The sequence below is a fragment of the Mycobacterium sp. NBC_00419 genome (assembly GCF_036023875.1).
Lineage (GTDB): Bacteria > Actinomycetota > Actinomycetes > Mycobacteriales > Mycobacteriaceae > Mycobacterium.
Genome location: NZ_CP107931.1, coordinates 4,102,434 through 4,128,694, shown reverse-complemented (window position 1 = coordinate 4,128,694; position 26,261 = coordinate 4,102,434). Strand labels below are relative to the sequence as shown.

The window sequence follows — 26,261 nt, the reverse complement described above, 5'->3', positions numbered from 1 at the left end:
CGCTCACTGAGCCTTCACCCCTTTTCCCCGTTCCCGTTTCGATTTACGCACCGCCGCACGGGAGCGCACCTTCAATGCGCCCTTCATCGTCCACCGCAGCGGCGCCTGCCACCATCCGAAATGACGGTCCGCGAGATAAATGTAGGTGCTCTCATGGTGGGCGCGTAGGTTTCGGGCCGGATCACGCCCCGTCGAGTGGCCCTTGTCATGCAGGATCTCCGCGGCCGGGACGTAGATGTTCAGCCATCCGGCCCGACCGATCCGATCTCCGAGATCGACGTCTTCCATGTACATGAAGTAGCGCTCGTCGAAGCCGCCGACCTGCTCGAATGCCGCCCGCCGGATCAGCAGGCAGGACCCGGACAACCAGCCCACCGGCCGCTCGCTGGGCTCCACCCGCTCCTGGCGGTAGGCCTTGGTCCACGGATTCGTCTTCCACACGAAGCCGACCACCGCGTGCATGCCGCCGCGCACGAGGCTGGGCAGGTGGCGCGCCGACGGATACACCGCGCCGTCGGGGTCGCGGATCAGCGGCCCGAGCGTTCCCGCCCGCGGCCACCGCTGCGCCGCCTCCAGCAGGGCGTCGATGCTGCCCGGTGCCCACACCACGTCGGGGTTGGCCACGATCACGAACTCGTCGTCGGCGGGCACCGTCGCGACCGCACGGTTGACGGCGCTGCCGTAGCCCAGGTTGCCGCCGGTGCGCAGCAGGGTGGTGCCCGGGTAGCGATCGACCGCCTCTTCGGGTGTGCCGTCCACCGAGCCGTTGTCGGCCATCACCACGGTCAGCGGCAGATCGGTGGCCACGGTCAGCGAGGACAGGAAGCGGTCCAGATGCGACCCCGGTGAGTACGTCACCGTCACGACGGTGAGCGGGCGGGTGGAGGTCACGGCGTAGAGGTTAGCGGTCAGTCGGCGACGGGCTGGGCAAGCGCCTCGGCCAGGGCTTCACGCCACGGCCGCAGCGGCGCCAGCCCGGCCTGTGCCGACATCGCCATGGACAACGCGGAGTACACCGGCCGGCGGGCGGGCTTACGCGACTGCGCCGCGCTCACCGCACGAACCCGCTCGGGGTCGGCGCCGAGCTCTTCGAACACGGCGCGGGCCTGTTGGAAGCGGCTGACGGCGCCGTCGTTGGCGGCGTGCAGGACCGGCTCGCGGATACGCGCATCCCCGGCCTCGAACAGCGCCCCGACCAGGTCTTTGACGTAGGTGGGCGAGCCGGTCTGGTCGTCGCCGACCGCAATGGTCTCGTCAGTTGCGGCCACCCGCCGCAGCATCGCGACGAAGTCGCTGCCCGAGCCGCCGGTGTACACCCAGGAGGTGCGCACGATGGTGGCGTCCGGCTGTGCGGCGAGCACCGCGAGCTCACCGGCCAGCTTGGTGCGGCCGTACACGCTCAGCGGGTTCGTCGGGTCGCCGACCTCATAGGGGTGACGTTTCTCACCGCCAAAGACGTAGTCGGTGGACACGTGCACCAGGGCGGCGCCGACCCGCGCGCAGGCGTGGGCGAGGTTCTCTGGGCCGGTGACGTTCACGGCGTAGGCGGTGTCCGGTTCGGCCTCGGCCGCGTCGACGTTGGCGATGGCCGCGCAGTTCACCACCAGGTCATCCGCGGCCACGAAACGCTCGGCTGCCGGTGCGTCGGTGATGTCCCACTCGCGGCGCGTCAGCGCGCTGACCTGGTAGCCGCGCAGGGCCGCCTCACCTGCGAGAAAGCGTCCGACCTGGCCCCCTGCACCGGTAATGACGATCCTCCTGCCCATGACTTCGAGTCTGGCACGCCGGTTTCGGCTACCGGGTATGCGCCCATCTCGCCAGTAGCCTGGGCTGATGCCTGCTGACACCGATGCAGTGACGGGCGCCCGGCGGGTGGCTCGCACTGTGCTGGCGTTGTTCGCCGTGATGGTGATGGTCGGTACCGGCGTCGCCTGGGGGAAGATCCGCTCGTTCGAGGACGGCATCTTCCACCTGAGCACAGCCGCCCTCGGCGGCGGCGGTGAGGACGACGGCGCGATCGACATCCTCCTCGTCGGTATGGACAGCCGCACCGACGCGCACGGCAACCCGCTCTCGGAGGACGAACTGGCCACGCTGCACGCCGGCGACGACGTGTCCACCAACACCGACACGATCATCCTGGTCCGCATCCCGAACAACGGGAAGTCGGCGACCGCCATCTCGATCCCGCGCGACTCCTACGTCAAGGCGCCGGGGCTGGACAAGACGAAGATCAACGGCGTCTACGGCCAGGTGAAGCTCGAGAAGATGAAAGAGCTCGTCGAGCAGCAGGGCATGGACCCCGCGGAGGCCGAGCCGAAAGCGGTGGAGGCCGGCCGCGAAGCGCTCATCAAGACCGTCGCTGATCTGACCGGCGTCACGGTGGACCACTACGCCGAGATTGGCCTGCTGGGATTCGCTTTGATCACCGATGCCCTCGGTGGCGTCGATGTCTGCCTGAAAGACGCCGTCTACGAACCACTTTCGGGTGCGGACTTCCCGGCTGGCTGGCAGAAGCTCAACGGCGCGCAAGCGCTGAGCTTCGTGCGCCAGCGCCACGACCTTCCGCGCGGCGACCTCGACCGGGTGGTGCGCCAGCAGGTCGTGATGGCTCAGCTTGCCCACCAAGTGATTTCGAGCAAGACCTTGACCAGCCCGTCGACACTGAACCAGCTGCAGGATGCGATTCAGCGCTCGGTGGTGATCTCCTCGGGCTGGGACATCATGGATTTCATCAAGCAGTTGCAGAATCTGGCGGGCGGCAACGTCGCGTTCGCGACCATCCCGGTGCTTGACGAGGCGGGCTGGAGCGACGACGGCATGCAGTCGGTGGTGCGCGTCGAACCCTCGCAGGTGCAGGAGTGGGTGGCCAGCCTGCTGCACGATCAGGACGAGGGCAAGACGGAGAAGATCGCCTACTCGCCGGACCAGACCACCGTCGAGGTAGTCAACGACACCGAGATCAACGGCCTGGCTGCCGCAGTGTCGGAGGTGTTGACCGCCAAGGGTTTTGTCGAAGGCAACGTCGGCAACAACGAGAAAGACCACGTGATCAAGAGCCAGGTGCAGGCCGCCAAGGAGGATGATCTCGGCGCCCAGGCCGTCGCCAAGGAACTCGGCGGGCTGCCGGTCGCTGCGGAGGGTTCGCTCCCGGCGGGCACGGTGCGGGTGGTGCTCGCGTCGGACTACACCGGCCCCGGCTCGGGCCTGGACGGGACGCTGCCGACGGCCGCGACGGTGGATCAGGCCGCCGGGCAGGCCGGCGATGCGACGGCTCCCCCACCGTCGCCGATCATCACTGCGGGGTCCGACGACCCCAAGTGCGTCAACTGATGAATATCGCTGACGCGGTTCTGGATCCATTGCTGCGCGCCGACCCGATGGGTCCGCGCATCACGTTCTACGACGACGCCAGCGGTGAGCGCATCGAGTTGTCGACGGTGACGCTGGCGAACTGGGCGGCCAAGACCGCCAACCTGTTACGCGACGAACTCGGCGCCGGCGCCGGCTCGCGGGTGGCGGTGCTACTGCCCGCGCACTGGCAGAGCGCCGCGGTGCTGCTGGGTGTCTGGTGGATCGGCGCCGAGGTGGTGCTCGGCGGCTCATCGGACCTCGCGCTGTGCACCGCCGACCGCCTCGATGAGGCCGACGAGATGGTGTCCGGCGGTGAGGTCGCGGTGCTGTCGCTGGATCCGTTCGGCAAGTCCGTGCCGGATCTGCCCATCGGGGTGACCGACTACGCGACCGCGGTGCGGGTACACGGCGATCAGGTGATCGGCGAGTCGCGCCCGGGCCCGGCACTCGACGGGCGGACGGTCGAGGACGTGCTGGCCGGGGCGGCCGAGTCCGCCACCTCGCGGGGGCTGACGCGCGGCGACCGGGTGATGTCGTCACTGGCCTGGTCGACACCGGCGGAGATCGTCGACAATCTGCTGTCGGTGTTCGTGGCCGGGGCGTCGCTGGTGCAGGTGGCCAACCCGGATCCTGCCGCGCTGGATCGCCGCCGCGACACCGAGAAGGTCACCCGCGATCTGAGCTGAACGCCGAGGCGAGAGCGGGGGTCCGCGGTGGTGCGGTCCGCCGACTACCGGTGGCCTCGAACGCCGCGGCGAGCACAAGCAGTGCCGTGTCGTCGTATGACCGTCCGGCGAAGGTCAAGCCGACCGGCATGCCGATGTCGGCCATCGTGCCCATCGGTACGGTGACTGTCGGAATGCCGAGGTGCCGCAGCACCAGATTGCCGTTGGCAACCCACACGCCGTTGCGCCAGCCGAGGTCCGCGGACGCCTCGTTGACGTCCATGTCGGCGAGGCCGACGTCGGCGACGGCGGGAAACACGACCGCGTCCAGGCCCAGGCGGTCCATCCAATCCTCGAGGTCGAGGCGGCGCGACTCCTCCAGACCGCTCAGGCCCTGCGCGAGATGCGGGATGTCGGTGAGCTTTTCCACCGGATGCTCGCGCACACGCGCGGGGTAGGAGGCAACGGTGTCATCGAAGCCGTCGTAGCGGTCCTTCAGTGCACCCTCGGGGTGCGGGAAGATCGTTGCGCCGTCCACGTCGGTGAGACGGTCGAGGTTGGGGTCCCCGTTGGCGCGGAGGAAGTCGTCCCACGCCCAGGCGGACAGGTCGACAATCTCCCGATGCAGGTACTCGCGAGTCACCAAGCCACGGTTAGCGATTGTCGGCGCGCCGGGCCGATCGCCCTCGTAGTTCGTGACCGCGGGGAAATCGACGAGCACAAGCTCTGCGCCCGCCGCCTTCAGGTCTCTGCTGGCGGACTCCCACAGGTCGATGATGGATGCCCGAGTTTCGATGCGCTGTCCGGTCGGCCCGCCGATGCCAGGGTGCTCGGCGGTACCTGCCTCCGGGTCCGCATTGACGTACATGCGAGGTACCCCGAAGCGCTTGCCGGCGAGCGCTGACCGCGCCGCACGTGCGCCGCGGGGTGCAAGTGCCGGGTACGACTTCGGACGCACCGCGGAGGCGCGTGGGAGCTCGATCCAAGGCTGCATCCGCCAGAAGTCACCCCGTGAATCGGTGTCGTCGGCGACGACCACGTCGAGCACCTCGAGCAGGTCCGCGACGGTGCGGGTGTGGGGCACCACGACATCCATCGTCGGCACGAGCGGCCAGTTGCCCCGCATCGAGATCACCCCGCGCGACGGTGTGTACGCGCACAGGCCATTGTTCGAGGCGGGCGCCCGCCCGCTGGACCAGGTTTCCTCACCGAGGCCGAACGCCGCGAAACTCGCCGCGGTAGCGGTGCCCGAACCGTTGGACGATCCCGAGGCGAATGCTGACGTCAGGTACTCAGCGTTGTAAGGGCTTTCGGCGCGACCGTATACGCCGCGTTGCATGCCCCCGTTCGCCATCGGCGGCATGTTCGTCAGACCAAGACAGACGGCACCGGCGGCGCGCAACCGCTCGATCGCGAACGCATCGCGCTGCGCAACAAGATGTTCGAAGGCCGGCGATCCGGCGGCCGCGGTGAGTCCGCGCACGAGGTAGCTGTCCTTGGCGGTGTACGGGATTCCGTCGAGCGGCCCGAGCACCTCGCCGCGGGCCCGGCGCTCGTCAGAGGCTTCGGCTTCGGTGAGCGCCGCCGGGTTCATCACGACGACGGCGTTGAGGCGGATGCCGCCGCGATCATAAGTCTCAATGCGTGCGAGGTAGGCGGTCACCAGGTCTACCGAGCTTACGATGCCCGACTCGAGGGCATTGCGAAGTTCGGCGATGGAGGCCTCGACTACGTCAAATGTGTTCAACGACATGCCATCCTGTCACTTGTCATCCGCAGTTGAACCACGTCCCAACGGTAGCGGTTGGGTGGCCCCCAGCGCGCGCCGTTGCGGCGTCCACCCTGGGCGGGGCACGCTGTCCAGAAGCGCACGGGTGTAGGGGTGCTGCGGATCGCTCAGCAGATCGTCTGTTCGGCCGCGCTCGACGATGCGGCCACTCTGCATGACGACGCTGTATTCGGTGACCTGCCGGACGACGGCCAAATCGTGGGTGATGAACACATACGAGATCCCCGTAGCATCACGAATATCTGCCAGCATGTTCAGAATTTGCGCCTGGATGGACACGTCGAGTGCTGACACGGCCTCGTCGAGGACCAGGACGCGCGGCTGCGCGGCAAGCGCGCGGGCGATCGCCACGCGTTGGCGTTGGCCACCAGAGAGCCGACCGGGAATGGAAGCCAGCAATCGCGCGTCTAAGCCGACCAGTTCGGCGAGCTCCTGTAGTCGTTGGGAGCTCTCGGCCTGGGGACCGCCATACAGGCGCAGCGCCTCGGTGAGCGCTTGCGCTACGGTCTGGCGCGGGTCAAGGCTGGTCGACGGATCCTGGAACACGATCTGCGCTTCGCGGGCTCGCGCGCGTCGGGCACTCGTTGCCCGTGAGGGGCGCGAGCGATCGTTGCCGCAGCAGGTGATGGTGCCGGCAGTGGGGCGCTCCAGGCCAACGATCATTCGCGCGATTGTTGTTTTCCCCGAGCCGGATTCGCCTATGACGCCGATGGATGAACCCGCCGCGAGTTCGAACGAGACGTCATCGACAGCGGCGAAGGTGCCGAAGGCCTTGCTGAGGTGTGCCACCACCAGAACCGGATCGGTCACTGCGAGCCCCCTCGCCAGGATGCTCCGACTTCGCCGGCACGCAGGCAGCGCACCGCATGCGCGGGTCCACGCGTGAGCGGCACGGGCCCCGATGCCGTGCAGCGTGGCTGCCGATGCGGGCAGCGATCCGCGAAGCCACACGAATCTGCTGCCTCCCATGCGCCGACGGGGCGGCCGGCGATCGCGGCGAGCCTCGGTGTCGGCCGTTCGAGATCAGGCCGGGCTGCGGCAAGCGCCGCGGTGTAGGGATGCCGCGGTTCGTCATGCAGTCCAGTCGACTTCTGGACTTCGACGATCTGACCGGCGTACATGACAGCGGTGCGATCGCACACCGCGGCGGCGAGATCGAGGTCGTGCGTGATGAACAACAGTGCGACTCCGGCGTTGTGGCGTTGCTCGTTCAGGATCGCCATCACTTCCGATTGCGTGGTCACATCCAGGGCGGTGGTGGGTTCGTCGGCGAGGATCAGCTTCGGATTGCCCAGCAGTGCCGAGGCAATCATGACCCGCTGCAGCATTCCCCCGGACAAGTCGCCGGGATACTGCCGCATTCTTCGGGTGGTATCGGTGATACCCACTTCGGACAGCATCTGTTGGGCACGACGGGTCGCTTCGCGCCGGTCGACCCGCGCGAGCGTTCGAAGCTGTTCGGTGAGGAAGTCCCCGACACGACGTACCGGATTGATGGCGGCTCGGGGGTCCTGGGATATCACGGCCATCTCGGTGCGGGCGCGGCGCAGCGACTCGCCGCGCAGGCTTAGCAAGTCGCGGTCGGCAAACCTTATGGTGCCGGTCGCGACAGCCCGCTCCGGCAGTAGCCGGGCGATCGCCCGCGCAGTCATGGACTTGCCCGCACCGGATTCACCGACGAGACCGAGCGCCTCGCCGCGCTCGATGGTCAGCGATACGTCGCGCAGTACCAGCCGCCTCTGGCCGGAGACGTCAAGCGTCAGGTTCAGCGCTTCGACAGCGACCAGTGGTGCGTCCGTCATGCGAGTCCCTTGGCCTGCGTGTCGTTGAGCCGCTCACCCAGAACGTTGAACGCGATCACGACAAGGACCAATGCGGTTCCGGCGGTCAAGGATTCAGCCGGGAAGCCCTGCAGGACCCCGGTTTCACCTTCCGCGGCCATCACACCCCAGTCGGCCTGTGGTGGCTGCACACCGAGCCCGACGAAGGAGATCGCGGCCAGGTCGAGTGCGGCCCAGCCGAACAGGATGGTGGCCTGCGCGACGAGCATGGGGGCGATGTTGGGGATGACGTGCCGAACGCTGATCGACCAGGCGGCGCTGCCCTGCACCTCGAGTGCCTCGATGTAGGGCAGCGATCGTTCCCGCAGCGCCGCCCCTCGGACGATTCTGGCGACGTACGGGGTGTAGGCGACCGCAAGGGATGCCGCAGCTGACCACTGGCTGGGGCCGAAGACGGCCGCGACGAGAACCGCCAGCAGCAGTCCGGGGAACGCGAAGACCAGGTCTGTGCCCGAGGAGATGAGGTTGTCGACCCATCCTCGTCGCCAGGCCGCCAGCACCGCGAGGCACGTTCCGGCGGTCATTGCGAGCACAACGACGATGAAGGCGCCGAGCATCGATGAGCGCGCACCGACCAGCAGCCGAGACAGTAGATCGCGGCCCTGGGAGTCAAAACCGAGTGGATGAGCGGGATTTCCACCGACGAACGCCTGCGTGAGGTCGCTGTGGTTGGGCGGGAACGGCGCGAGAAGGGGACCGAACGCCGCGATCACCGCTGCCAACACGATGATCGCCGCACAGGCCCAGCCGAGCCAGCCCACGCCCTTCAAACCTGGGATTCCCCTACTCCGGGCGGTGGTGAAGGTCAGGCCTGGACTGGGGGCGTGCGCGGCCGGGGTGGCCATCATGCCGCCACCGTGCCAAGACCCACCCGCGGGTCGAGCAACGCATAGCAGAAGTCGACGATGCCGTTGATCACCACGAAGGCCACAACCATGAGCAGCGAAACAGCCTGAACCACCGCAAAATCCTTGTTCTGTGCGGCCTTTACCAACGTCGCCCCCAGTCCGTTGAGGTTGAACGCTTGTTCCACGATCGACACCAAGACGATGAGTGCGGCGATGGTGAGACCGGTTACGGTCGTGATGGGGATGGCGGCGTTGCGCAGGATGTGACGGCGCAGCACCACCGATGGTGGCAACCCGCGACTAATCGCGGTGTGGACATGTTCACGCTTCGACTCGGCTCGTACCGACGTCCGCGTGATGCGGGCAACGAGCGCCAGTGACGAGCTGGCCAATGCGACGGCTGGCAGGGTCAGGTGCTTGAGTTGGTCGGTGAAGCCCTCGCCTTCTCCCAATGCCGGGAACCAATGCAGGTTCACCGCGAACACACTGATCAGGATGAGCGCGGCGACGAAGGAAGGGATGGCGGAGAGCAGCGTGGTCACCAGAAGCGCACAGGTGTCGACGAATCCGGGCTTCAGGGCGCTGACGACACCGACTGCGATTCCGACTATGACGATGATTAGCGAGGCATAGCAGACCAATTCGAACGTCGTCATCGTGCGCTGCGCAATCAGAGTCGACACGTCTTCTCTGCTGGCGATCGAATATCCGAAGTCCCCGCGCAGCGCAGCGGTCAGCCAGCGCCAATAGCGCACCGGCAGCGGGTCGTCGAGGTGGTAGCGCTCGATCAGTAACGCCCGCGCTTCCGGCGTGACCTGCCGGCCTCCGGTCAACACCGCGATCGGGTCACCCGGCGCCGCGTACATCGCGGCATAGATCGCGATGCTGGCCGCGAGTACAGTTCCGACCAGCAGTGCGCACCGCCGAACAATGAACCGCTGCAACTCACTCCGCCTTTCCGAGTCGAGCCAGCCACGGCGCCTGCATGTAGGCGAACGACGACGGAGCGCCCGTCAGCTTCTTGTTGAGGACCAGGAACGTAGCGGGGTGAACCATCGGGATCCAGGGCAGCTCAGTCATCACCAGCTTGTCGGCTTCGATGGTCGCTTGGGCCCGCCGAACCGGATCCGGCTCCGTGCGCGCCTTGTTCAACGCCGCCGAGAGATCCGCGTTGTGATAGCCCGAGTAGTTCTGCACGCCTTCGGGTTCGACGTAGGTGGAGATCAGCGCAGCGGGATCCGCGTAGTCGCCATAGGTTGTGGTGCTGAACGCGTCGACCTCGGCGCGAGCCTGCGGATCGGTGAAGAAGTTGATGTAGTTCTCCGGGGAGACGTTGTGCAGGCTGGCGGTCAACCCGATCGCGTTGGCCGCCTCCACCCACGCGTTGGCTGCGGTGTTCACACTGGCGAGTCCGGTTGAGGTGCCAATGACGAGCGGTTTACCGGTCGCACCCGCCTCCGCGATGAGTTGCTTGGCCTTGACGAGGTCTCGTTGCGGCTCCGGAGCGGCTTTCCACGCCGCCTCGAATGTGTCGCGGGCGTATCCCCACGTCCCGGGATTGGTGGACATGCGGGGACTGACCGCGTTTCCGCCGTAGACGGCTGTACTGAAGCTGCTGCGGTCGAACGCCAGCGACAACGCCTGCCGCACGCGGACATCGCCGAGAACGCCGGTGAGGTTGGCGGGGATGAAGAACTCCGTCTCGAACGACGGCCCGAGGTGGACTGTCACGGCGTCCGAGCGTTGCAACTGAGCCAAGCTCGAGGTGTCCGTGATCCAGCTACCACTGATATCGCCCGTTGACAATCCGGTGGTCAGCGCAGCCACGTCGGAGACACCATGGAAGTCGATCTCACGGGTCAGCGGTTTGAGCGTGGCGTCCCAATAGTCCGGATTGGCAGTCACTTTCAACGTCTGGCCGGCCGTCCACTGAGTCAGCCGGTATGGACCCGTGCACATGGCGCCGCCATCGGGTGTGCCGTACGTGTGCCCGCGATCGCGGGCATAGGCCTCTTCGATGACGACGCCCGCCATCGACGAGAGTTCGCCGGGAAGCCAGTAGTCTGGGCTGCTCAGGGTGAGAGTGACGGTCTCGGGATCGTCGGCGCTGATCGAGGAAACCCGGTTGAGTACGGTGCGGTAGAAACCACCCAGCGCAGCGTCCATATTGCGTCGCAGACTGAACACGACGTCGGCGGAGGTGAGCGGCCGACCGTCCCAGAAGTGCACACCGGGGCGAAGTTTGAATACTAGTGTCGTGGGCGAGCTGAAGTGATACTCGCTCGCCAGCCCCGGCACCAGGGTGCCGTCCGGCTGCTGGCGCACCAGGGACTCGCACATCGTCGAGATGACCGTGTTCTCCGGGTAGTCGAACGCGGTGGCGGGGTCGAGGGTGGTGGGGTCGCGATAGAGCGCCCAGGTCGCGGTGTCGACCGGGCCACCCGCCGGTTCCGTTGTTGCGGGAAGGCTGAGGAAGTCCCTGCTTCCACTGCCGGCCGCCGAGTCCGGAGCCGTACGGCCACCGCAGCCCGCGATCAGCATTGCGACACTCATAATCGCCAGCGGCAGGCGAACTTTCGTCATGATCATCGTCGCCCTACGCTGTCGGAGCCGGGTTCGGCTGCGGAATCTGCTGGGTGATGCAGTGCACGCCGCCACCGCCGTAGGCGACGATGTTGCCGGGAACCCCGACGACCTCTCGGTCCGGAAATGCGCGCCGCAACGTCTCCAACGCGGATTCGTCGAGTTCGTGTCCCGCGATCGGAACGACCACACCGCCATTGGCGACGTAGAAGTTGGCGTAGGCCACCATCGTGGTCGTGCCGTCGGGCAGTGTGGTCACGGGAAACTCGGGCAGCTCGAGGATTTCGAAGGACCGTCCCGCCGCGTCGGTGGAATCCCGCAATACCTTCAGGTTCGCGGCCATCCGGTCGTAGTCCGGCAACTGGGGATCGTCGCAGGTTTGGGCGATCACCACGCCAGGCCGGACATAGGTGCAGACGCCGTCGACGTGCCCGTCGGTGTGCGCGTCGTCATAATGCCCGTAGGGCAGCCAGATCACCTTCGATACACCCAGGCGCCCTTTGAGTTCCGCCTCGATGTCGTCCCGCGTCATGGCCGGGTTGCGGTTCACATTGAGCAGGCACTGCTCGGTGGTGATGAGCGTGCCTTCGCCGTCGACCGTGATGGAGCCGCCCTCCAGGATCATGTCGGAGGCGGTCCGCTCGATTCCGAGGACTTCGAGAACGCGTCGGCTGATCGTGGCGTCCTGGTCGTAGGGCAGGAAGCGCTCACCCCAGGAGTTGAATCCGAAGTCAACGGCTGACCGTCGACCCGTGTGGTCGAGCACCACCAGCGGTCCCGAATCCCGGATCCACGAATCGTCGATCGCCAGTTCGACGACTTCCACTGCGGCGCTGCACGCGGCCCGAGCTTCGTCGGCCTGGCCGGGATTGGTGATCATCAGCACCGGCTCGAAGTGGCCGATCGCATTCGCGGTCGCCGCGTACTCGGCTTTGGCCTCTTCGAAGTACGGGCCCCACAGGGTTTCGCGGGTAGGCCACGCCATCAGGCAACGCTCGTGGGGAGCCCACTCTGCGGGCATCTGCCATGCGGTCGTGCCGGCGCCATTGGCCAGGTTGTGTTCGGGTGCGATCTCGGTCATGCGGCGATCGTCGCACTAACTAAAAATTTAGTCAATGATGTCTCCGCTATCGGTACGTCCCCGCGCGCCACCATCGGCGAGGGGTCTCGCGCTCCCTGCGTCGGGAGCACCCGGCCAAGCGCAAGGGCCGTATTGGCACGTTATCGCTGCTTAGGAAGATGTTTCCGAGGTTGATACGGCTAGCGCGGGCCGCAAAGCCCAGATGCCGCCGCGACCATGAGCCTCCCCCGACGACCTCGGTGATACCCTCATTCCTGTCTGACTTTTTCGTCAGTACTGGTGCGAGCGGCCGATGGTCGCTCGATTGGCATCGCGTGCGGTGGAGCAGCTAGGAGATCACAGTGATGGTCAGGCGAGAGTTTCTTCGGTCTGGGGTAGCGGTGGTAGGTGCACTGCTGGCGGCGGGTTGCACGGACTTTGACGACCAGCGCACATGGCGGATGCCCGAGGAGGGCGAGCCACACAAGCGGACCTGGATGGCCTTCGGTGCCAGCGAGGCGATCTGGGGGGCCAAGCTGCTCCCCGAGGCCCGGCGCAATCTGGCGACTATCGCGCAGACGATTGCGCAGTTCGAACCGGTGTCGATGCTGGTTCGGCCAGCGGAGATGGAGCTGGCCCGCAGCCTTGTCGGACCGTCCGTCGAGCTCGTCGCGGCGCCGCTCGACGACCTCTGGATGCGAGATACCGGACCGGTGTTCGTGAAGCGGAACAGCGCCAAGGCCGGCGTCAACTTCAACTTCAACGGCTGGGGTGACAAGCAGGACTTCACGCGCGACGCCGGGGTCGCGGACATCGTCACCGCCCACGCGGGTGTCGAATCCCTTCACACTGGCCTGGTTCTCGAAGGCGGCGGCATCGAAGTGGACGGTGAAGGAACCGCCATCATCACCGAGAGCTGCGTGCTCAACAACAACCGCAACCCGGGGTGGTCGAAAGCCGACGTCGAGGCCGAGCTGGCGCCGCTGTTGGGCCTGGAGAAGATCATCTGGTTACCGGGTATCGCCGGCAAAGACATCACCGACGGCCACACCGACTTCTATGCCCGCTTCGCCCGCCCGAGCGTTGTGGTTGCCGGATTCGACCCTGATCCGGAATCCTTCGACCACAACGTGACCGCACGCCATCTCGACATCCTCAAGTCCGCAACCGATGCCAAGGGCCGTTCGCTCGAGGTCGTCGTCCTCGAAGCGCCAGGCCACGTCCGGCCGGACTTCGAATCGGACGATTTCGCCGCCGGCTACATCAACTTCTACCTCTGCAACGGCGCTGTGATCGCTCCGGAATTCGGCGACCCCGAGACCGATCAGCGCGCCAGGCAGGAACTGGAACGGCTCTTTCCCGACCGCCGAATCGTGCAGATCAACATCGATGCCATCGCCGCCGGCGGCGGCGGCATTCATTGCACTACCCAACAAGAACCTGCCGACTGAGACCATGATGATGCTGGATGCTGTCAATCACTCAGGCCAGCGCCGCTGCCGATTCACTAGAGCGAGGTCGTTGTGTCCGATCGTCAGACAATGATCCTGGAGGCCACCATCCGGGTGATCGCCCAAAGCGGCGTGCGTGGGCTGCGGATCGAGAAACTTGCCGCCGAGGCGGGCATTTCGACTGCGTTGATCTATTACCACTTCGGAAGTCGTGCCGGGCTAATCCGGCGAGCGCTGGACTACATCAACGATCGCGCCGCGCGCTACACCGAGCAGGCTGTGGTATCAACCAATCCGCGGGCACAGATCGAGCAGATGTTGCTCCTCGAGATCCAGGGCACGCCGACGGTCCGCGAGAACAGCATCGCCTGGGGCGAACTCAGGGCCAGCGCGGTATTCAACGACGAGCTCCGCGAGCAGCTTCGTGACGCGACACAGGCGTGGTCGACCGATCTCGAGAACGTCATCCGATTGGCGCAGGATGCCGAAGTGGCCAGTCCGACAATCGATCCCCGTGACGCCGCCGAGCGGCTCACCGCGCTGGTAGAGGGACTCAGCGAACGCTGGCTCAGCGCAACAATCACGCTCGAACGCGCACAGCACCTACTCGCCGGCGCCATCACCGCGGAACTCGGGCCTCCCCGGTAGCGACAACATCACTCGCGGCGCCGCTAAGCTAACGCCCATGTCAGTGGCATCGGAGGCCGCGGTCCTTCGGGCCGAGCGGCGCAGTCTGCACACCTACATGTTCACCATGCTCGGCTTGGCCGTGCTCGGTTTCGCCGTGTACGCCATCACCCGCGTGTCCGCCACTCAGTTGGACGGCGTCATCTCGCTGATCAACGCCGCCGCGGCCTTCATCGCGGCGCGGTTGGCGGTCACGGCATCCCGGCCGGCTGACGTCGAAAGCCCCTATGGGCGGCTGGCTTTGGAGAACTTGTACGCGCTGTTCCGCTCGTTGATGATCCTCGGGGTCGTCGTCGTGGGTGTGGTCACCAACCTCATCAAGGTGATCGACTATGTGATCACCCGAAAGGGCACCGAGCCGGAGTTCGGGGTTGCCGCGGTCTACACGGCGGTCTGCGTGGTGATCTGCCTGGGCCTGAAGTGGAACCACGAACGCAACAACCGCTCGGTCAACAACGCCTCTGCCCTGCTGAAGGTGGAGGCCACCGCGGCGAAGATGGAAGCCTTCATCAGCGGCGGCATCTGCGCCTCGCTGGTCCTGGTGGCGGTGATACCGGAGGGCACCGTCCTCACCTCGGAGACCTTCAACATCAAGGACATCGCGGACAGCATCATCGTGCTCATCTTGTGCGTGCTGCTCGTCGGCGAGCCCGTCCGGCAGATCCGCCTGGAGTTCGGCCGGCTGTCGGGCCGGCGCGCGGATCCCGCTCTCGACGAGGCGGTTCGGGCCGCCATCGCCGCGGTCTCGGCCGAACACGCCCACGAACTCGAGCACGAATTGACCCTCGTCGACGCCCTGGCCATCGCCCGCGGCAAGACCATCGAGGTGGACCTGCGGGTGGCCTACACCGGCACGATGTCGGTACACGAGCAGGACGTGCTGCGGGCCAATACCTACACCGAGCTCCGCGAGCGCATCGGCCCGCTGCGGCTGACATTGGTGTTCAGTGAGCTGCCCATCCACGAGACTCCGACGGTGGCGTCACTAGGCTGACCCGCGTGGACCGCTCCCCGCTGAACCTCGCCTCACTCCGCCGGCAGCTGGTGGGCCCCGACGGACTGCAGCGCCTCGACGTTGTCGAGGACACCGGCTCCACCAACGCCGACCTGTTGGCACGCCACGCCGCCGGGGAGGACATCACCGGAGCGGTGCTGCTCGCCGAGCATCAGAGCGCGGGGCGTGGCCGCAACGGCCGCAGCTGGTCGGCGCCCCCGCGTTCCCAGATCGCCCTGTCCATCGGGGTCGACGCCGCGAATGTGCCTCCGGCAGCGTGGGGTTGGCTGCCCCTGCTCACCGGCGTGGCACTGGTCGGTGCGGTGCAGCAGACGACCGGCATCCGGGCCGCGGTGAAGTGGCCCAACGACGTCCTCGTCGACAACGGCAAGCTGGCCGGCATCCTGGCCGAGGTCGCCGCACCCGATCCGGTGATCGTCGTGGGCCTCGGACTCAACGTCACCCTCACCCCGCAGGAGGCGCCCGACCCGCGGGCCACCTCGCTGGCGATGCTCGGCGCCACGGTGCTCGACCGCGACGCGATCACCGTCGCGATCGTGGCAGAACTGAGCGCCGCGATCCGGCGCTGGCACCACGCGCAGGGACCCAACGAAGCGCTCGTCGAGAACTACCGGCGCACCAGCGCCACCCTGGGCAGCCGGGTCCGCGCGCTGCTTCCCGGTGATCGCGAAATCATCGGCACCGCAACACAAATCGACGAACTCGGTCGCCTACTCATCGACACCGACACCGGGGTGGTGACGGTCTCGGCGGGTGACATCACCCACCTGCGCGCCGCCGACTAACGCAGCAGCGCGCGGGACATCACGACCCGCTGAATCTGGTTGGTGCCCTCGTAGATCTGGGTGATCTTGGCGTCGCGCATCATCCGCTCGACCGGGAAGTCAATGGTGTAGCCGGCACCGCCGAAGAGCTGCACGGCGTCGGTGGTGACCTCCATCGCCACGTCGGAGGCGAAGCACTTCGAGGCCGCCGAGATGAACCCGAGATTGCCTTCACCGCGCTCGGCACGCGCCGCGGCCGAGTACACCATCAGCCGTGCGGCCTCGACCTTCATCGCCATGTCGGCGAGCATGAACTGCACACCCTGGTTGTCGGAGACCGGACGGCCGAACTGCTTGCGGTCCTTGGTGTATGCAATCGCGGCGTCCAGGGCGCCCTGCGCGATGCCGACGGCTTGGGCACCGATGGTCGGGCGGGTGTGGTCCAACGTAGCCAGCGCAGTCTTGAAACCGGTACCGGGCTCGCCGATGATCCGGTCGCCGGGGATACGACAGTTCTCGAAGTACAGCTCGGTGGTCGGCGAGCCCTTGATGCCGAGCTTGCGCTCCTTGGGTCCGACCGTGAACCCCTCGTCGTCGGCATGCACCATGAACGCCGAAATGCCATTGGCGCCCTTGTCCGGGTCGGTCACCGCCATCACGGTGTACCAGGTGGACTTGCCGCCGTTGGTGATCCAGGCCTTGGCGCCGTTGAGAATCCAGTCGTCGCCGTCGGCCTTCGCACGAGTGCGCATCCCGGCCGCGTCCGATCCGGCCTCCCGCTCGGACAGGCCGTAGGAGGCCATCGCGCCCTCGGCGATCTCGGGCAGCACCTTCTTCTTCAGCTCCTCGGAGCCGCGCAGAATCAGGCCCATCGTGCCCAGCTTGTTGACCGCGGGGATCAGCGACGCCGAGGCGTCGACCCGCGCCACCTCCTCGATGACGATGCACGCCGCCAGCGAGTCCGCACCCTGACCGCCGTACTCCTCGGGCACATGCACCGCGTTGAAGCCCGAAGCGTTCAGCGCCTCGAGGGCTTCGTCGGGGAATCGGGAGTTCTCATCGCAGTCGGCGGCGTAGGGAGCGATCTCCTTCTCCGCCAGCGCACGGATCGCCGCCCGCAGTTCCTCGTGCTCCTCGGGCAACTTGAATACGTCGAAATCCGGATTTCCAGCCATCACAGCCTCCTTGCTACTCGCCGGTAACTTTACCGCGGGCTTCACTCTCCGAGTAATCGCTCCCGCAGCGCACGATCCTTCGCCAGCACCTGGGCTTCAAGGTCGTCCTGGAAGCTCGCCATCTTGTCCAGCAGCACCGGGTCGGCGGCCCCCAGAATCCGGACCGCCAGCAGGCCCGCGTTGCGTGCTCCGCCGATCGACACCGTGGCTACCGGCACGCCGGCGGGCATCTGCACGATCGACAGCAGCGAGTCCATGCCGTCGAGCTTGCCCAGTGGAACCGGAACCCCGATCACCGCAAGCGGCGTGGCCGAGGCCACCATTCCCGGCAGGTGAGCCGCCCCACCCGCTCCGGCGATGATCACCTTGATGCCGCGGCCGGCCGCGCCGCGCGCGTAGTCCAGCATCCGGCCCGGGGTGCGGTGCGCCGAGACGACGCCCACCTCGAACGGCACGCCGAACTCGGCGAGCGCGTGCACGGCGGCTTCCATCACCGGCCAGTCACTGTCGCTGCCCATGATGACGCCCACCAAAGGCCTCGTATCAGGCATGCCCGTCCCATCCGTCGGTCCACTGCGCGTGCGACAACCAGTGTGCCGCCCGCTCGGCACGCTCACGAACACGGTCCGGGTCCGCACCCGCGCGACCCACGATGTTGACGTGGCCCACCTTGCGTCCGGGCCGCGCCGCCTTGCCGTACAGGTGCACCTTGGCTTCCGGGATGCGGCCGAACAGATGGTGCAGCCGCTCGTCAAGTCCCATCGACGGTTCCTCTTGCGCGCCAAGCACATTGGCCATCACCGTCACCGGCGCGATCGCGCTGGTGTCACCGAGCGGGTAGTCCAGCACCGCCCGCAGATGCTGCTCGAACTGGCTGGTGACCGCACCGTCCATGGTCCAGTGGCCGGAGTTGTGCGGACGCATCGCCAGCTCGTTGACCAGCAGGTCGCCGTCGGTGGTCTCGAACAGCTCGACCGCCAGCACGCCGACCACACCCAGTTCGGCGGCCAGCCGCAGCCCCAACTGCTCGGCCGACGAGGCCACGTCCTCGGACAGCCCCTGCGCAGGCGCCACCACGGTCACGCAGATGCCGTCGCGCTGCACGGTCTCCACGATCGGCCACGCCGCGCCCTGCCCGAACGGTGAGCGGGCCACCAGGGCCGACAGCTCCCGGCGCATGGACACCCGCTCCTCCAACAGCACCGGCACGCCGTCGGCCAGGTAACCCTCGACCACCTCCCGGGCGTGCGCCAGGTCCCGCGTCAGCACCACGCCGCGGCCGTCGTAACCGCCGCGGACGGTCTTGACCACCACCGGGGCGCCGCCGATGCGTTCGCTGAACGCCTCGAGGTCGGCAAGGGACGACACGGCGGTGAACCGCGGGATCGGCGCGCCCAGTGCCTCGAGCTTGCGGCGCATCACCAGCTTGTCCTGGGCGTGCACCAGGGCCTGCGGGGGCGGTGCGACCGTCACACCCTCGGCAATGAGCACCTCGAGCATCTCGGTCGGCACATGCTCGTGGTCGAAGGTCAGCGCAGCGGCACCGGAGGCGGCCTTACGCAGGGCCTCCAGGTCGGTGTGGGCCCCGATCACCACGTCGGGAGCGACCTGGGCGGCCGGGTCGTCGGGGCTCACGGCGAGCACCCGCAAACTTTGGCCAAGGGCGATCGCGGCCTGGTGGGTCATCCTGGCCAGTTGTCCGCCGCCCACCATGGCGACGATCGGAGGTCTGGGGTCGTTCGGCACGGCCCCCATGGTGTCAGACCTGCGGGGCACCGGCGCTTTAGGCACACCTGGCCCTACTTCCGTAGACTCGTTCCTTGTGTCTTTCGCTGATGCCACCATCGCTCGGTTGCCCCGACCGATGCGGCCCTTTGCCGAGCGGCATCACGAACTCATCAAGTTCGCGATCGTCGGCGCCACGACGTTCATCATCGACTCGGCGATTTTCTACACGCTGAAGCTGACGATCCTCGAACCCAAGCCGGTCACCGCCAAGGTGATCTCCGGCATCGTCGCGGTGATCGCGTCCTACGTGCTCAACCGCGAATGGAGCTTCCGTAACCGTGGCGGGCGGGAACGCAGCCATGAGGCGCTGCTGTTCTTCGGCTTCAGCGGCGTTGGCGTGTTGCTCAGCATGGCCCCGCTGTGGTTCTCCAGCTATGTGCTGGAAATGCGGGTGCCGCATGTGACCCTGACCGTCGAGAACATCGCCGACTTCGTCTCCGCGTACGTCATCGGCAACCTGCTACAGATGGCGTTCCGGTTCTGGGCCTTCCGGCGCTGGGTGTTCCCCGACGAACTGGGCGGTGACCCCGACCGGGCACTGGAGTCCGCACTGACCGACGGCGGCCTGGCCGAGGCGATGGAAGACGAGTACGAAGCCGGCGGCGGTGTGGTGACTCCGCTGCGGCGGCGCCGCCGCGGAGGGCTAGGTCAGTCGGCCGGCGGCGCGGGCCTGCGCGCGGCGCGACTGTCGGATTCCTCCGAACCCAAGGTGTCGAAAACTTCGTGATACAGCAGTGAGTGCACCTGTTCTACGCGGGGAATGTCGTAGAACTCAAGGGGATCCTGCGACGCCGATTCGATGACTAAGGTGCCTGTCCGCAGCATGCGGTCGAACAGGCCGTGCCGGAATTCGACACTGTTCACCCGCGCCAGCGGGATGTCGATGCCGGTGCGGGTGAGTAGCCCGTGGCGGAACATGACCCGGCGGTCGGTGATCACGAAATGTGTTGTCAGCCAGGTGAAGAACCGCCACACCGTGAGCCAGCCGACCAGAATCACCCAGATCGCCGCGATGACGATGTAGAGCACCTTCTTGGCGGTCGGATCCCAACCGGTCCGGTTCACCAGTGCCGCGACGAACGCCGCCGCCGCAGTGCTGAGCAGCAGGACGAACACCGGGCCGATCAGCCGCTTCCAATGCGGGTGCCGGTGCAGCACGACCTGCTCGTCGTCGGCGAGCACATTCTCGGGATATCCCATGGTCATCTACTACGGCACAGCGGCCCGGATCGCAAGACACCGACACGACAGCCAGGCGCCCTTAGCGCCTCCTTAAGGTTGCCGATACCATCGTCACCCATGACGAGCGTTAAGGAACCGGCGGCCGAGCACACGATCGACATCCACACGACGGCCGGCAAGCTGGCTGATCTCCGCAAGCGCGCCGAAGAAGCGCTCCACCCGGTGGGTGAGACCGCCGTGGAGAAGGTCCACGCCAAGGGCAAGCTGACCGCTCGCGAGCGCATCCTGGCCCTGCTGGACGAGGGCTCGTTCGTCGAGCTCGACGCCCTGGCCCGGCACCGCTCCACCAACTTCGGCCTGTCCGAGAACCGCCCGGTCGGCGACGGCGTGGTGACCGGCTACGGCACCATCGACGGCCGCGAGGTCTGCATCTTCAGTCAGGACGCCACGGTGTTCGGCGGCAGCCTCGGCGAGGTCTACGGCGAGAAGATCGTCAAGGTGCAGGAGCTGGCCCTCAAGACCGGCCGCCCGCTGATCGGCATCAATGACGGCGCCGGCGCCCGCATCCAGGAGGGTGTGGTCTCCCTGGGCCTCTACAGCAAGATCTTCCGCAACAACATCCTGGCCTCCGGCGTGATCCCGCAGATCTCGCTGATCATGGGTGCCGCCGCCGGTGGCCACGTCTACTCCCCCGCGCTGACCGACTTCGTCATCATGGTCGACCAGACCAGCCAGATGTTCATCACCGGACCCGACGTCATCAAGACCGTCACCGGTGAGGACGTCACCATGGAGGAACTGGGCGGTGCCCATACCCACATGGCCAAGTCGGGCACGGTGCACTACGTCGCCTCCGGCGAGCAGGACGCCCTCGACTACGTCCGCGACCTGTTGAGCTACCTGCCGCCCAACAACTACGCCGACCCGCCGCGCTACCCCGCGCCGCCGCACCCGGGTGCGATCGAGGACAGCCTGACCGACGAGGATCTCGAACTCGACACGCTGATCCCGGACTCGCCGAACCAGCCGTACGACATGCACGAGGTCATCACCCGGATCCTCGACGACGACGAGTTCCTCGAGGTGCAAGCCGGTTACGCGCAGAACATCATCGTCGGCTTCGGTCGCGTCGACGGCCGCGCGGTCGGCATCGTGGCCAACCAGCCCACCCAGTTCGCCGGCTGCCTGGACATCAACGCCTCGGAGAAGGCCGCCCGCTTCGTGCGGACCTGCGACTGCTTCAACATTCCGATCGTGATGCTGGTCGACGTGCCCGGCTTCCTGCCCGGCACCGAGCAGGAGTTCAACGGCATCATCCGCCGCGGCGCCAAGCTGCTCTACGCCTACGGCGAGGCCACCGTCGCCAAGATCACCGTGATCACCCGCAAGGCCTACGGTGGCGCCTACTGCGTGATGGGCTCCAAGGACATGGGCTGCGACGTCAATGTCGCCTGGCCGACGGCTCAGATCGCCGTGATGGGCGCCTCGGGCGCGGTCGGGTTCGTCTACCGCTCGCAGCTCAAGGACGCCGCAGCCAAGGGCGAGGACGTCGACGCGCTGCGCCTGGAACTGCAGCAGGACTACGAGGACACCCTCGTCAATCCCTACGTCGCCGCTGAGCGCGGCTACGTCGACGCGGTCATCCCCCCGTCGCACACCCGCGGATACATCGCGACCGCGCTGCGCCTGCTGGAGCGCAAGATCGCCCAGGTGCCGCCGAAGAAGCATGGGAACATCCCGCTGTGAGTCGAACGAGCGCAGCGAGTGAGCGAACGATCCGGCCCCCTGTGACGCTGACGAAAGGCTCCGCGCTGTGAAGCACGAGGACATCACCGAGGTCAGCGACCCCCGCGACATCACGCTGGACAACCCGGAACCGGGCGTGCCCGAGATCCGCATCGACCGGGGCAACCCCACCGATGAGGAGATCGCCGCCCTGGTGACCGTTCTGGCCGGTGTCGGCGGTGGGCATCCCGCGCCGGGGCCGCAGGAGGTCAACCTGTGGGGTCACCCGGTCGACAAGCTGCGCTACACCGTGACGAGCTGGCAGCGGGTGACGCTGATGGGGCGGACCCACATGCGCAAGTGATGAGCCGCTTGCGCGAAGAGCATCGGCCATGACCCGGGTCGTTCTGGGTTCGGCGTCCTCGGGACGCCTACGGGTGTTGCGCAACGCCGGGATCGATCCGCTGGTCATCGTCTCCGGTGTCGACGAGGACGCGATTGTCGAGCGCCTCGGTCGCGGCGCCGATCCCGCCGACGTGGTCAACGCGCTGGCTCAGGCCAAAGCGGAGTCGGTGCGCAACGAACTGGACGACGAGGTCGCCGCGGATTGCGTTGTGATCGGCTGTGATTCGATGCTGTTCATCGACGGTCAGCTGCGGGGTAAACCGGGAACACCGGAACAAGCTGTGCAGCAATGGAATTCAATGGCCGGCCGAGACGGCCATCTCTACACGGGGCACTGCGTGATCCGCATCCTCGACGGCACGACCACCCACCTGCAGACCCGGGCCGCGGTCACCACGGTGCGGTTCAGCTCCCCCGGTGACACCGACCTGGCCGCCTACATCGCCAGCGGCGAACCGCTCAACGTCGCGGGCGCGTTCACCCTCGACGGGCTGGGCGGCTGGTTCGTCGATGGCGTGGACGGTGACCCGTCGAACGTGGTGGGCATCGGGCTGTCGCTCACGCACGAGCTGTTCAACGGCGTCGGGCTGTCGATCGGCGCGCTGTGGGCCGCCAATCCGGTCGGCTGATCGGCGGTAGGCTCGTCGTCGTGCCGCTTTCTGCAGATCCCAGCCCCGCCCTCAAGGACTACGCCCACCCCGAGCGCCTGGTCACAGCCGACTGGCTGTCGGCTCACCTCGGCTCCAAGGGCCTGGCGATCGTGGAGTCCGACGAAGACGTTCTGCTCTACGACATCGGCCACATCCCCGGTGCGGTCAAGATCGACTGGCACACCGACCTCAACGATCCGAACGTGCGCGACTACATCGACGGTGAGCAGTTCGCCGCGTTGATGAACCGCAAGGGCATCTCCCGCGACGACACCGTGGTCATCTACGGCGACAAGAGCAACTGGTGGGCCGCCTACGCACTGTGGGTCTTCACGCTGTTCGGCCATCAAGACGTGCGACTGCTCGACGGCGGCCGCGATCTGTGGATCTCCGACGGCCGCGACACCACGCTGGACGTGCCGAGCAAGGCCACCACCGGCTACCCCGTCGTCGAGCGCAACGATGCCGCCATCCGCGCCTACAAGGACGATGTGCTGGCCTCCCTTGGTCATTCGACGCTGATAGACGTCCGCTCACCGCAGGAGTACACCGGGGAGCGCACCCACATGCCCGACTATCCCGAGGAAGGCGCCCTGCGCGGCGGCCACATCCCCACCGCCGTGTCGGTGCCGTGGGCCAAGGCCGCCGAGGACAGCGGCCGGTTCCGCAGCCGGACCGCCCTGGAGGACGTCTACTCGTTCGTCAAGCCAGGCGACGACATCATCGCCTACTGCCGAATCGGCGAGCGCTCCAGCCACACCTGGTTCGTGCTGACCTACCTGCTGGGGATCCCGGGGGTGCGCAACTACGACGGGTCCTGGACCGAGTGGGGCAACACCGTGCGGGTGCCGATCGTGGCCGGCGAAGACCCGGGAACGGTTCCCGGCGCGTCATGACGATGCCGGCCCCCCTGGCCGAGGTGGTGTCCGAGTTCGCCGAGATGCAGGGCCAGGACAAGCTCACCTTGCTGCTGGAGTTTGCCAATGAATTGCCAGCACTGCCGCCCACCCTGGAAGAGGCGGCGATGGAGCCGGTGCCCGAATGCCAGTCCCCGCTGTTCCTGCATGTCGACGCCGCCGATGCCGAGCACGTCCGGTTGTTCTTCAGCGCCCCCGCGGAGGCTCCGACGACCCGCGGCTTCGCCTCGATCCTGGCCGCCGGGCTGGACGGGCAGGCGAAAGCAGACATCCTGGCGGTGCCTGACGACTTCTACGCCGAACTGGGCCTGGCGGCGTTGATCAGTCCCCTTCGGCTGCGCGGAATGTCGGCGATGCTGACCCGGATCAAGCGCCGTCTGCGCGACGCCGGCTGAACTTACTCATTAGTAGGGGCACCGGCTGGTCCCGGTCGATTAGGCGCCGCTTACACTGCCGTGCGAACCTGTTTTTAAAGATCGTTCTTAGAGTCGGGAAACCCAGGAGGCGCAGTGCCCAATCAGACCATCTCGAAGGTCCTCGTCGCCAACCGTGGTGAGATCGCGGTCCGCGTGATCCGGGCGGCCAGAGATGCGGGTCTGGCCAGCGTTGCCGTCTACGCCGAGCCCGACGCCGACGCGCCGCACGTGCGGCTGGCCGACGAGGCGTTCGCGCTGGGCGGGCAGACCTCGGCCGAGTCCTACCTCGACTTCGCAAAGCTCCTCGACGCGGCCGCCAAGTCCGGCGCCAACGCCGTGCACCCGGGCTACGGCTTCCTGTCGGAGAACGCCGACTTCGCCCAGGCCGTCATCGACGCCGGGCTGATCTGGATCGGCCCGAGCCCGCAGTCCATCCGGGACCTGGGTGACAAGGTCACCGCCCGCCACATCGCCGCCCGCGCCCAGGCGCCGCTGGTGCCCGGCACCCCCGATCCGGTGAAGGACGCCGACGAGGTGGTGGCCTTCGCCAAGGAGTACGGCGTGCCGATCGCGATCAAGGCCGCCTTCGGCGGTGGCGGTCGCGGCATGAAGGTGGCCCGCACCCTGGAGGAGATCCCCGAGCTGTTCGACTCGGCCACCCGCGAGGCCATCTCCGCGTTCGGACGCGGTGAGTGCTTCGTCGAGCGCTACCTGGACAAGCCGCGCCACGTCGAGGCCCAGGTGATCGCCGACCAGCACGGCAACGTCGTCGTCGCCGGAACCCGCGACTGCTCGCTGCAGCGCCGCTTCCAGAAGCTCGTGGAAGAAGCGCCGGCACCGTTCCTCACCGACGCGCAGCGCAAGGAGATCCACGAGTCGGCCAAGCGCATCTGCAAGGAAGCGAACTACTACGGCGCGGGCACCGTCGAGTACCTGGTCGGCCAGGACGGCCTGATCTCCTTCCTGGAGGTGAACACCCGTCTGCAGGTGGAGCACCCCGTCACCGAGGAGACCTCCGGCATCGACCTGGTGCTCGAGCAGTTCCGCATCGCCAACGGCGAGGCTCTGGCCATCACCGAGGACCCGACTCCGCGCGGCCATTCCATCGAGTTCCGGATCAACGGCGAGGACGCCGGCCGCGGCTTCCTGCCCGCACCCGGTCCGGTTAACAAGTTCGAGCCGCCGACGGGTCCCGGCGTCCGGCTGGACTCGGGCGTGGAGACCGGTTCGGTGATCGGCGGCCAGTTCGACTCGATGCTGGCCAAGCTGATCGTCACCGGCGCCAACCGCCAGCAGGCCCTGCAGCGTGCCCGCCGGGCTCTCGACGAGTTCACCGTCGAAGGCCTGGCCACTGTCATCCCGTTCCACCGCGCCGTCGTCAGCGACCCCGCGTTCATCGGTGACGACAGCGGCTTCACCGTGCACACCCGCTGGATCGAGACCGAGTGGGACAACACCGTCGAGCCGTTCACCGGCGGTGGCCCGGTCGACGAGGAAGAGGCCCAGCCGCGCCAGAAGGTCATCGTCGAGGTCGGCGGCCGTCGTGTCGAGGTCTCGCTGCCCGGGGATCTCGCGCTCGGCAACGGTGGCGGACCGGCCGAGTCTGGTGTGGTCCGCAAGAAGCCGAAGGCCCGCAAGCGCGGTGCCCACGGTGGTGCCGCCGCGTCCGGTGACGCGGTGACCGCACCGATGCAGGGCACCGTCGTCAAGGTGGCCGTCGAAGAGGGCCAGACGGTGGCTACTGGCGATCTGGTCGCGGTGCTCGAGGCGATGAAGATGGAGAACCCGGTGACCGCGCACAAGGACGGCGTCATCACCGGGCTGTCGGCTGAGGCCGGTGCGGCGATCACTCAGGGCACGGTGCTCTGCGAGATCAAGTAGGCGCGGCACGAATCTTTGCCGTCGTTCGCGGGGGCAGTTCGGGTCCGTTACCGCTACGCTGACCT

The 26,261-nt window shown here is 67.1% G+C and carries 26 protein-coding genes; 13 read left to right on the top strand and 13 right to left on the bottom strand.

Features of this window, described 5'->3' with window-relative positions:
• Nucleotides 1–3: 3 nt before the first annotated feature.
• Entirely contained in the window at nucleotides 4–891 is an 888-nt protein-coding gene (locus OG976_RS19705; RefSeq protein ID WP_328352417.1) for a glycosyltransferase family 2 protein, read from the bottom strand.
• A gap of 17 nt (nucleotides 892–908) precedes the next feature.
• On the bottom strand, nucleotides 909–1,766 hold the full coding sequence (gene rfbD, locus OG976_RS19700; protein WP_328352414.1) for a dTDP-4-dehydrorhamnose reductase: 858 nt from the start codon (nucleotides 1,764–1,766) through the stop codon (nucleotides 909–911).
• 139 nt (nucleotides 1,767–1,905) lie between these two features.
• Here rfbD and OG976_RS19695 point away from each other — a divergent pair, with 139 nt between their 5' ends.
• Nucleotides 1,906–3,333 carry an LCP family protein gene (locus OG976_RS19695; protein ID WP_328363790.1) on the top strand — a complete coding sequence of 476 codons (1,428 nt, stop codon included), beginning with the start codon at nucleotides 1,906–1,908 and terminating at the stop codon, nucleotides 3,331–3,333.
• Complete coding sequence (locus tag OG976_RS19690) at nucleotides 3,333–4,040, top strand: TIGR03089 family protein (protein WP_328352411.1); 708 nt, start codon at nucleotides 3,333–3,335, stop codon at nucleotides 4,038–4,040. The genes OG976_RS19695 and OG976_RS19690 overlap by 1 nt, the downstream gene beginning before the upstream one ends.
• Here the strand turns inward: OG976_RS19690 and OG976_RS19685 are convergent.
• Genes OG976_RS19685 through OG976_RS19655 form a run of 7 tightly spaced genes read right to left on the bottom strand, consistent with a single transcriptional unit; the run spans nucleotide 4,021 to nucleotide 12,161 of the window.
• Nucleotides 4,021–5,772: an amidase gene (locus OG976_RS19685; protein ID WP_328352408.1), complete on the bottom strand. Its 1,752-nt coding sequence runs from the start codon at nucleotides 5,770–5,772 to the stop codon at nucleotides 4,021–4,023. The genes OG976_RS19690 and OG976_RS19685 overlap by 20 nt on opposite strands.
• A gap of 9 nt (nucleotides 5,773–5,781) precedes the next feature.
• Entirely contained in the window at nucleotides 5,782–6,618 is an 837-nt protein-coding gene (locus OG976_RS19680; protein WP_328352405.1) for an ABC transporter ATP-binding protein, read from the bottom strand.
• Nucleotides 6,615–7,610 (bottom strand): ABC transporter ATP-binding protein, encoded by a 996-nt coding sequence (locus OG976_RS19675; protein WP_328352402.1) that lies wholly within the window; start codon nucleotides 7,608–7,610, stop codon nucleotides 6,615–6,617. Before OG976_RS19675 ends, OG976_RS19680 begins: the two co-directional genes overlap by 4 nt.
• Complete coding sequence (locus OG976_RS19670; protein WP_328352399.1) at nucleotides 7,607–8,497, bottom strand: ABC transporter permease; 891 nt, start codon at nucleotides 8,495–8,497, stop codon at nucleotides 7,607–7,609. Before OG976_RS19670 ends, OG976_RS19675 begins: the two co-directional genes overlap by 4 nt.
• Nucleotides 8,494–9,441, bottom strand: a complete 948-nt coding sequence (locus tag OG976_RS19665) for an ABC transporter permease (protein ID WP_328352395.1) — start codon at nucleotides 9,439–9,441, stop codon at nucleotides 8,494–8,496. The genes OG976_RS19670 and OG976_RS19665 overlap by 4 nt, the downstream gene beginning before the upstream one ends.
• A 1-nt stretch (nucleotide 9,442) precedes the next feature.
• Nucleotides 9,443–11,080, bottom strand: a complete 1,638-nt coding sequence (locus tag OG976_RS19660) for an ABC transporter substrate-binding protein (protein WP_328352392.1) — start codon at nucleotides 11,078–11,080, stop codon at nucleotides 9,443–9,445.
• Nucleotides 11,081–11,093: 13 nt separating this feature from the next.
• Nucleotides 11,094–12,161, bottom strand: a complete 1,068-nt coding sequence (locus OG976_RS19655) for an agmatine deiminase family protein (protein ID WP_328352388.1) — start codon at nucleotides 12,159–12,161, stop codon at nucleotides 11,094–11,096.
• A 344-nt stretch (nucleotides 12,162–12,505) separates the two neighbouring features.
• Between OG976_RS19655 and OG976_RS19650 the strand changes: the two genes are divergently transcribed.
• The 4 genes from OG976_RS19650 (at nucleotide 12,506) to OG976_RS19635 (ending at nucleotide 16,078) form a co-directional block, all read left to right on the top strand.
• Nucleotides 12,506–13,591, top strand: coding sequence for an agmatine deiminase family protein (locus OG976_RS19650; protein ID WP_328363787.1), 1,086 nt, complete (start codon nucleotides 12,506–12,508; stop codon nucleotides 13,589–13,591).
• Nucleotides 13,592–13,663: 72 nt separating this feature from the next.
• On the top strand, nucleotides 13,664–14,239 hold the full coding sequence (locus tag OG976_RS19645; protein ID WP_328352385.1) for a TetR/AcrR family transcriptional regulator: 576 nt from the start codon (nucleotides 13,664–13,666) through the stop codon (nucleotides 14,237–14,239).
• A gap of 37 nt (nucleotides 14,240–14,276) precedes the next feature.
• Complete coding sequence (locus tag OG976_RS19640) at nucleotides 14,277–15,272, top strand: cation transporter (RefSeq protein WP_328352382.1); 996 nt, start codon at nucleotides 14,277–14,279, stop codon at nucleotides 15,270–15,272.
• Nucleotides 15,269–16,078 (top strand): biotin--[acetyl-CoA-carboxylase] ligase, encoded by an 810-nt coding sequence (locus tag OG976_RS19635; protein WP_442930550.1) that lies wholly within the window; start codon nucleotides 15,269–15,271, stop codon nucleotides 16,076–16,078. The genes OG976_RS19640 and OG976_RS19635 overlap by 4 nt, the downstream gene beginning before the upstream one ends.
• On the opposite strand, the gene OG976_RS19630 is transcribed toward OG976_RS19635, so the two are convergent.
• Genes OG976_RS19630 through OG976_RS19620 form a run of 3 tightly spaced genes read right to left on the bottom strand, consistent with a single transcriptional unit; the run spans nucleotide 16,075 to nucleotide 18,987 of the window.
• Nucleotides 16,075–17,232: an acyl-CoA dehydrogenase gene (locus OG976_RS19630; RefSeq protein WP_328352380.1), complete on the bottom strand. Its 1,158-nt coding sequence runs from the start codon at nucleotides 17,230–17,232 to the stop codon at nucleotides 16,075–16,077. The genes OG976_RS19635 and OG976_RS19630 overlap by 4 nt on opposite strands.
• A gap of 41 nt (nucleotides 17,233–17,273) precedes the next feature.
• Nucleotides 17,274–17,783: a 5-(carboxyamino)imidazole ribonucleotide mutase gene (gene purE, locus OG976_RS19625; protein WP_328352378.1), complete on the bottom strand. Its 510-nt coding sequence runs from the start codon at nucleotides 17,781–17,783 to the stop codon at nucleotides 17,274–17,276.
• Complete coding sequence (locus OG976_RS19620; RefSeq protein WP_328352375.1) at nucleotides 17,776–18,987, bottom strand: 5-(carboxyamino)imidazole ribonucleotide synthase; 1,212 nt, start codon at nucleotides 18,985–18,987, stop codon at nucleotides 17,776–17,778. The genes purE and OG976_RS19620 overlap by 8 nt, the downstream gene beginning before the upstream one ends.
• A gap of 67 nt (nucleotides 18,988–19,054) precedes the next feature.
• Here OG976_RS19620 and OG976_RS19615 point away from each other — a divergent pair, with 67 nt between their 5' ends.
• Complete coding sequence (locus OG976_RS19615; protein ID WP_328352372.1) at nucleotides 19,055–19,747, top strand: GtrA family protein; 693 nt, start codon at nucleotides 19,055–19,057, stop codon at nucleotides 19,745–19,747.
• Here OG976_RS19615 and OG976_RS19610 read toward each other — a convergent pair.
• Nucleotides 19,669–20,220 carry a PH domain-containing protein gene (locus OG976_RS19610; protein WP_328352370.1) on the bottom strand — a complete coding sequence of 184 codons (552 nt, stop codon included), beginning with the start codon at nucleotides 20,218–20,220 and terminating at the stop codon, nucleotides 19,669–19,671. The two genes, OG976_RS19615 and OG976_RS19610, sit on opposite strands and share 79 nt — an antisense overlap.
• Nucleotides 20,221–20,319: 99 nt before the next feature.
• Between OG976_RS19610 and OG976_RS19605 the strand changes: the two genes are divergently transcribed.
• The 6 genes from OG976_RS19605 to OG976_RS19580 all read left to right on the top strand — a co-directional run bounded on the left by OG976_RS19605 (nucleotide 20,320) and on the right by OG976_RS19580 (nucleotide 26,196).
• Nucleotides 20,320–21,948 (top strand): acyl-CoA carboxylase subunit beta, encoded by a 1,629-nt coding sequence (locus OG976_RS19605; RefSeq protein ID WP_328352367.1) that lies wholly within the window; start codon nucleotides 20,320–20,322, stop codon nucleotides 21,946–21,948.
• A gap of 67 nt (nucleotides 21,949–22,015) precedes the next feature.
• On the top strand, nucleotides 22,016–22,291 hold the full coding sequence (locus tag OG976_RS19600; RefSeq protein WP_328352364.1) for an acyl-CoA carboxylase subunit epsilon: 276 nt from the start codon (nucleotides 22,016–22,018) through the stop codon (nucleotides 22,289–22,291).
• Between the two features lie 28 nt (nucleotides 22,292–22,319).
• The gene (locus OG976_RS19595; protein WP_328352361.1) at nucleotides 22,320–22,961 is read left to right on the top strand and encodes a Maf family protein; all 642 of its coding nucleotides are present in this window, start codon (nucleotides 22,320–22,322) and stop codon (nucleotides 22,959–22,961) included.
• A 20-nt stretch (nucleotides 22,962–22,981) separates the two neighbouring features.
• Nucleotides 22,982–23,878 carry a sulfurtransferase gene (locus OG976_RS19590; protein WP_328352358.1) on the top strand — a complete coding sequence of 299 codons (897 nt, stop codon included), beginning with the start codon at nucleotides 22,982–22,984 and terminating at the stop codon, nucleotides 23,876–23,878.
• The gene (locus OG976_RS19585; RefSeq protein WP_328352355.1) at nucleotides 23,875–24,294 is read left to right on the top strand and encodes a SufE family protein; all 420 of its coding nucleotides are present in this window, start codon (nucleotides 23,875–23,877) and stop codon (nucleotides 24,292–24,294) included. Before OG976_RS19590 ends, OG976_RS19585 begins: the two co-directional genes overlap by 4 nt.
• Before the next feature lie 114 nt (nucleotides 24,295–24,408).
• On the top strand, nucleotides 24,409–26,196 hold the full coding sequence (locus OG976_RS19580) for an acetyl/propionyl/methylcrotonyl-CoA carboxylase subunit alpha (protein WP_328352352.1): 1,788 nt from the start codon (nucleotides 24,409–24,411) through the stop codon (nucleotides 26,194–26,196).
• Nucleotides 26,197–26,261: the final 65 nt, after the last annotated feature.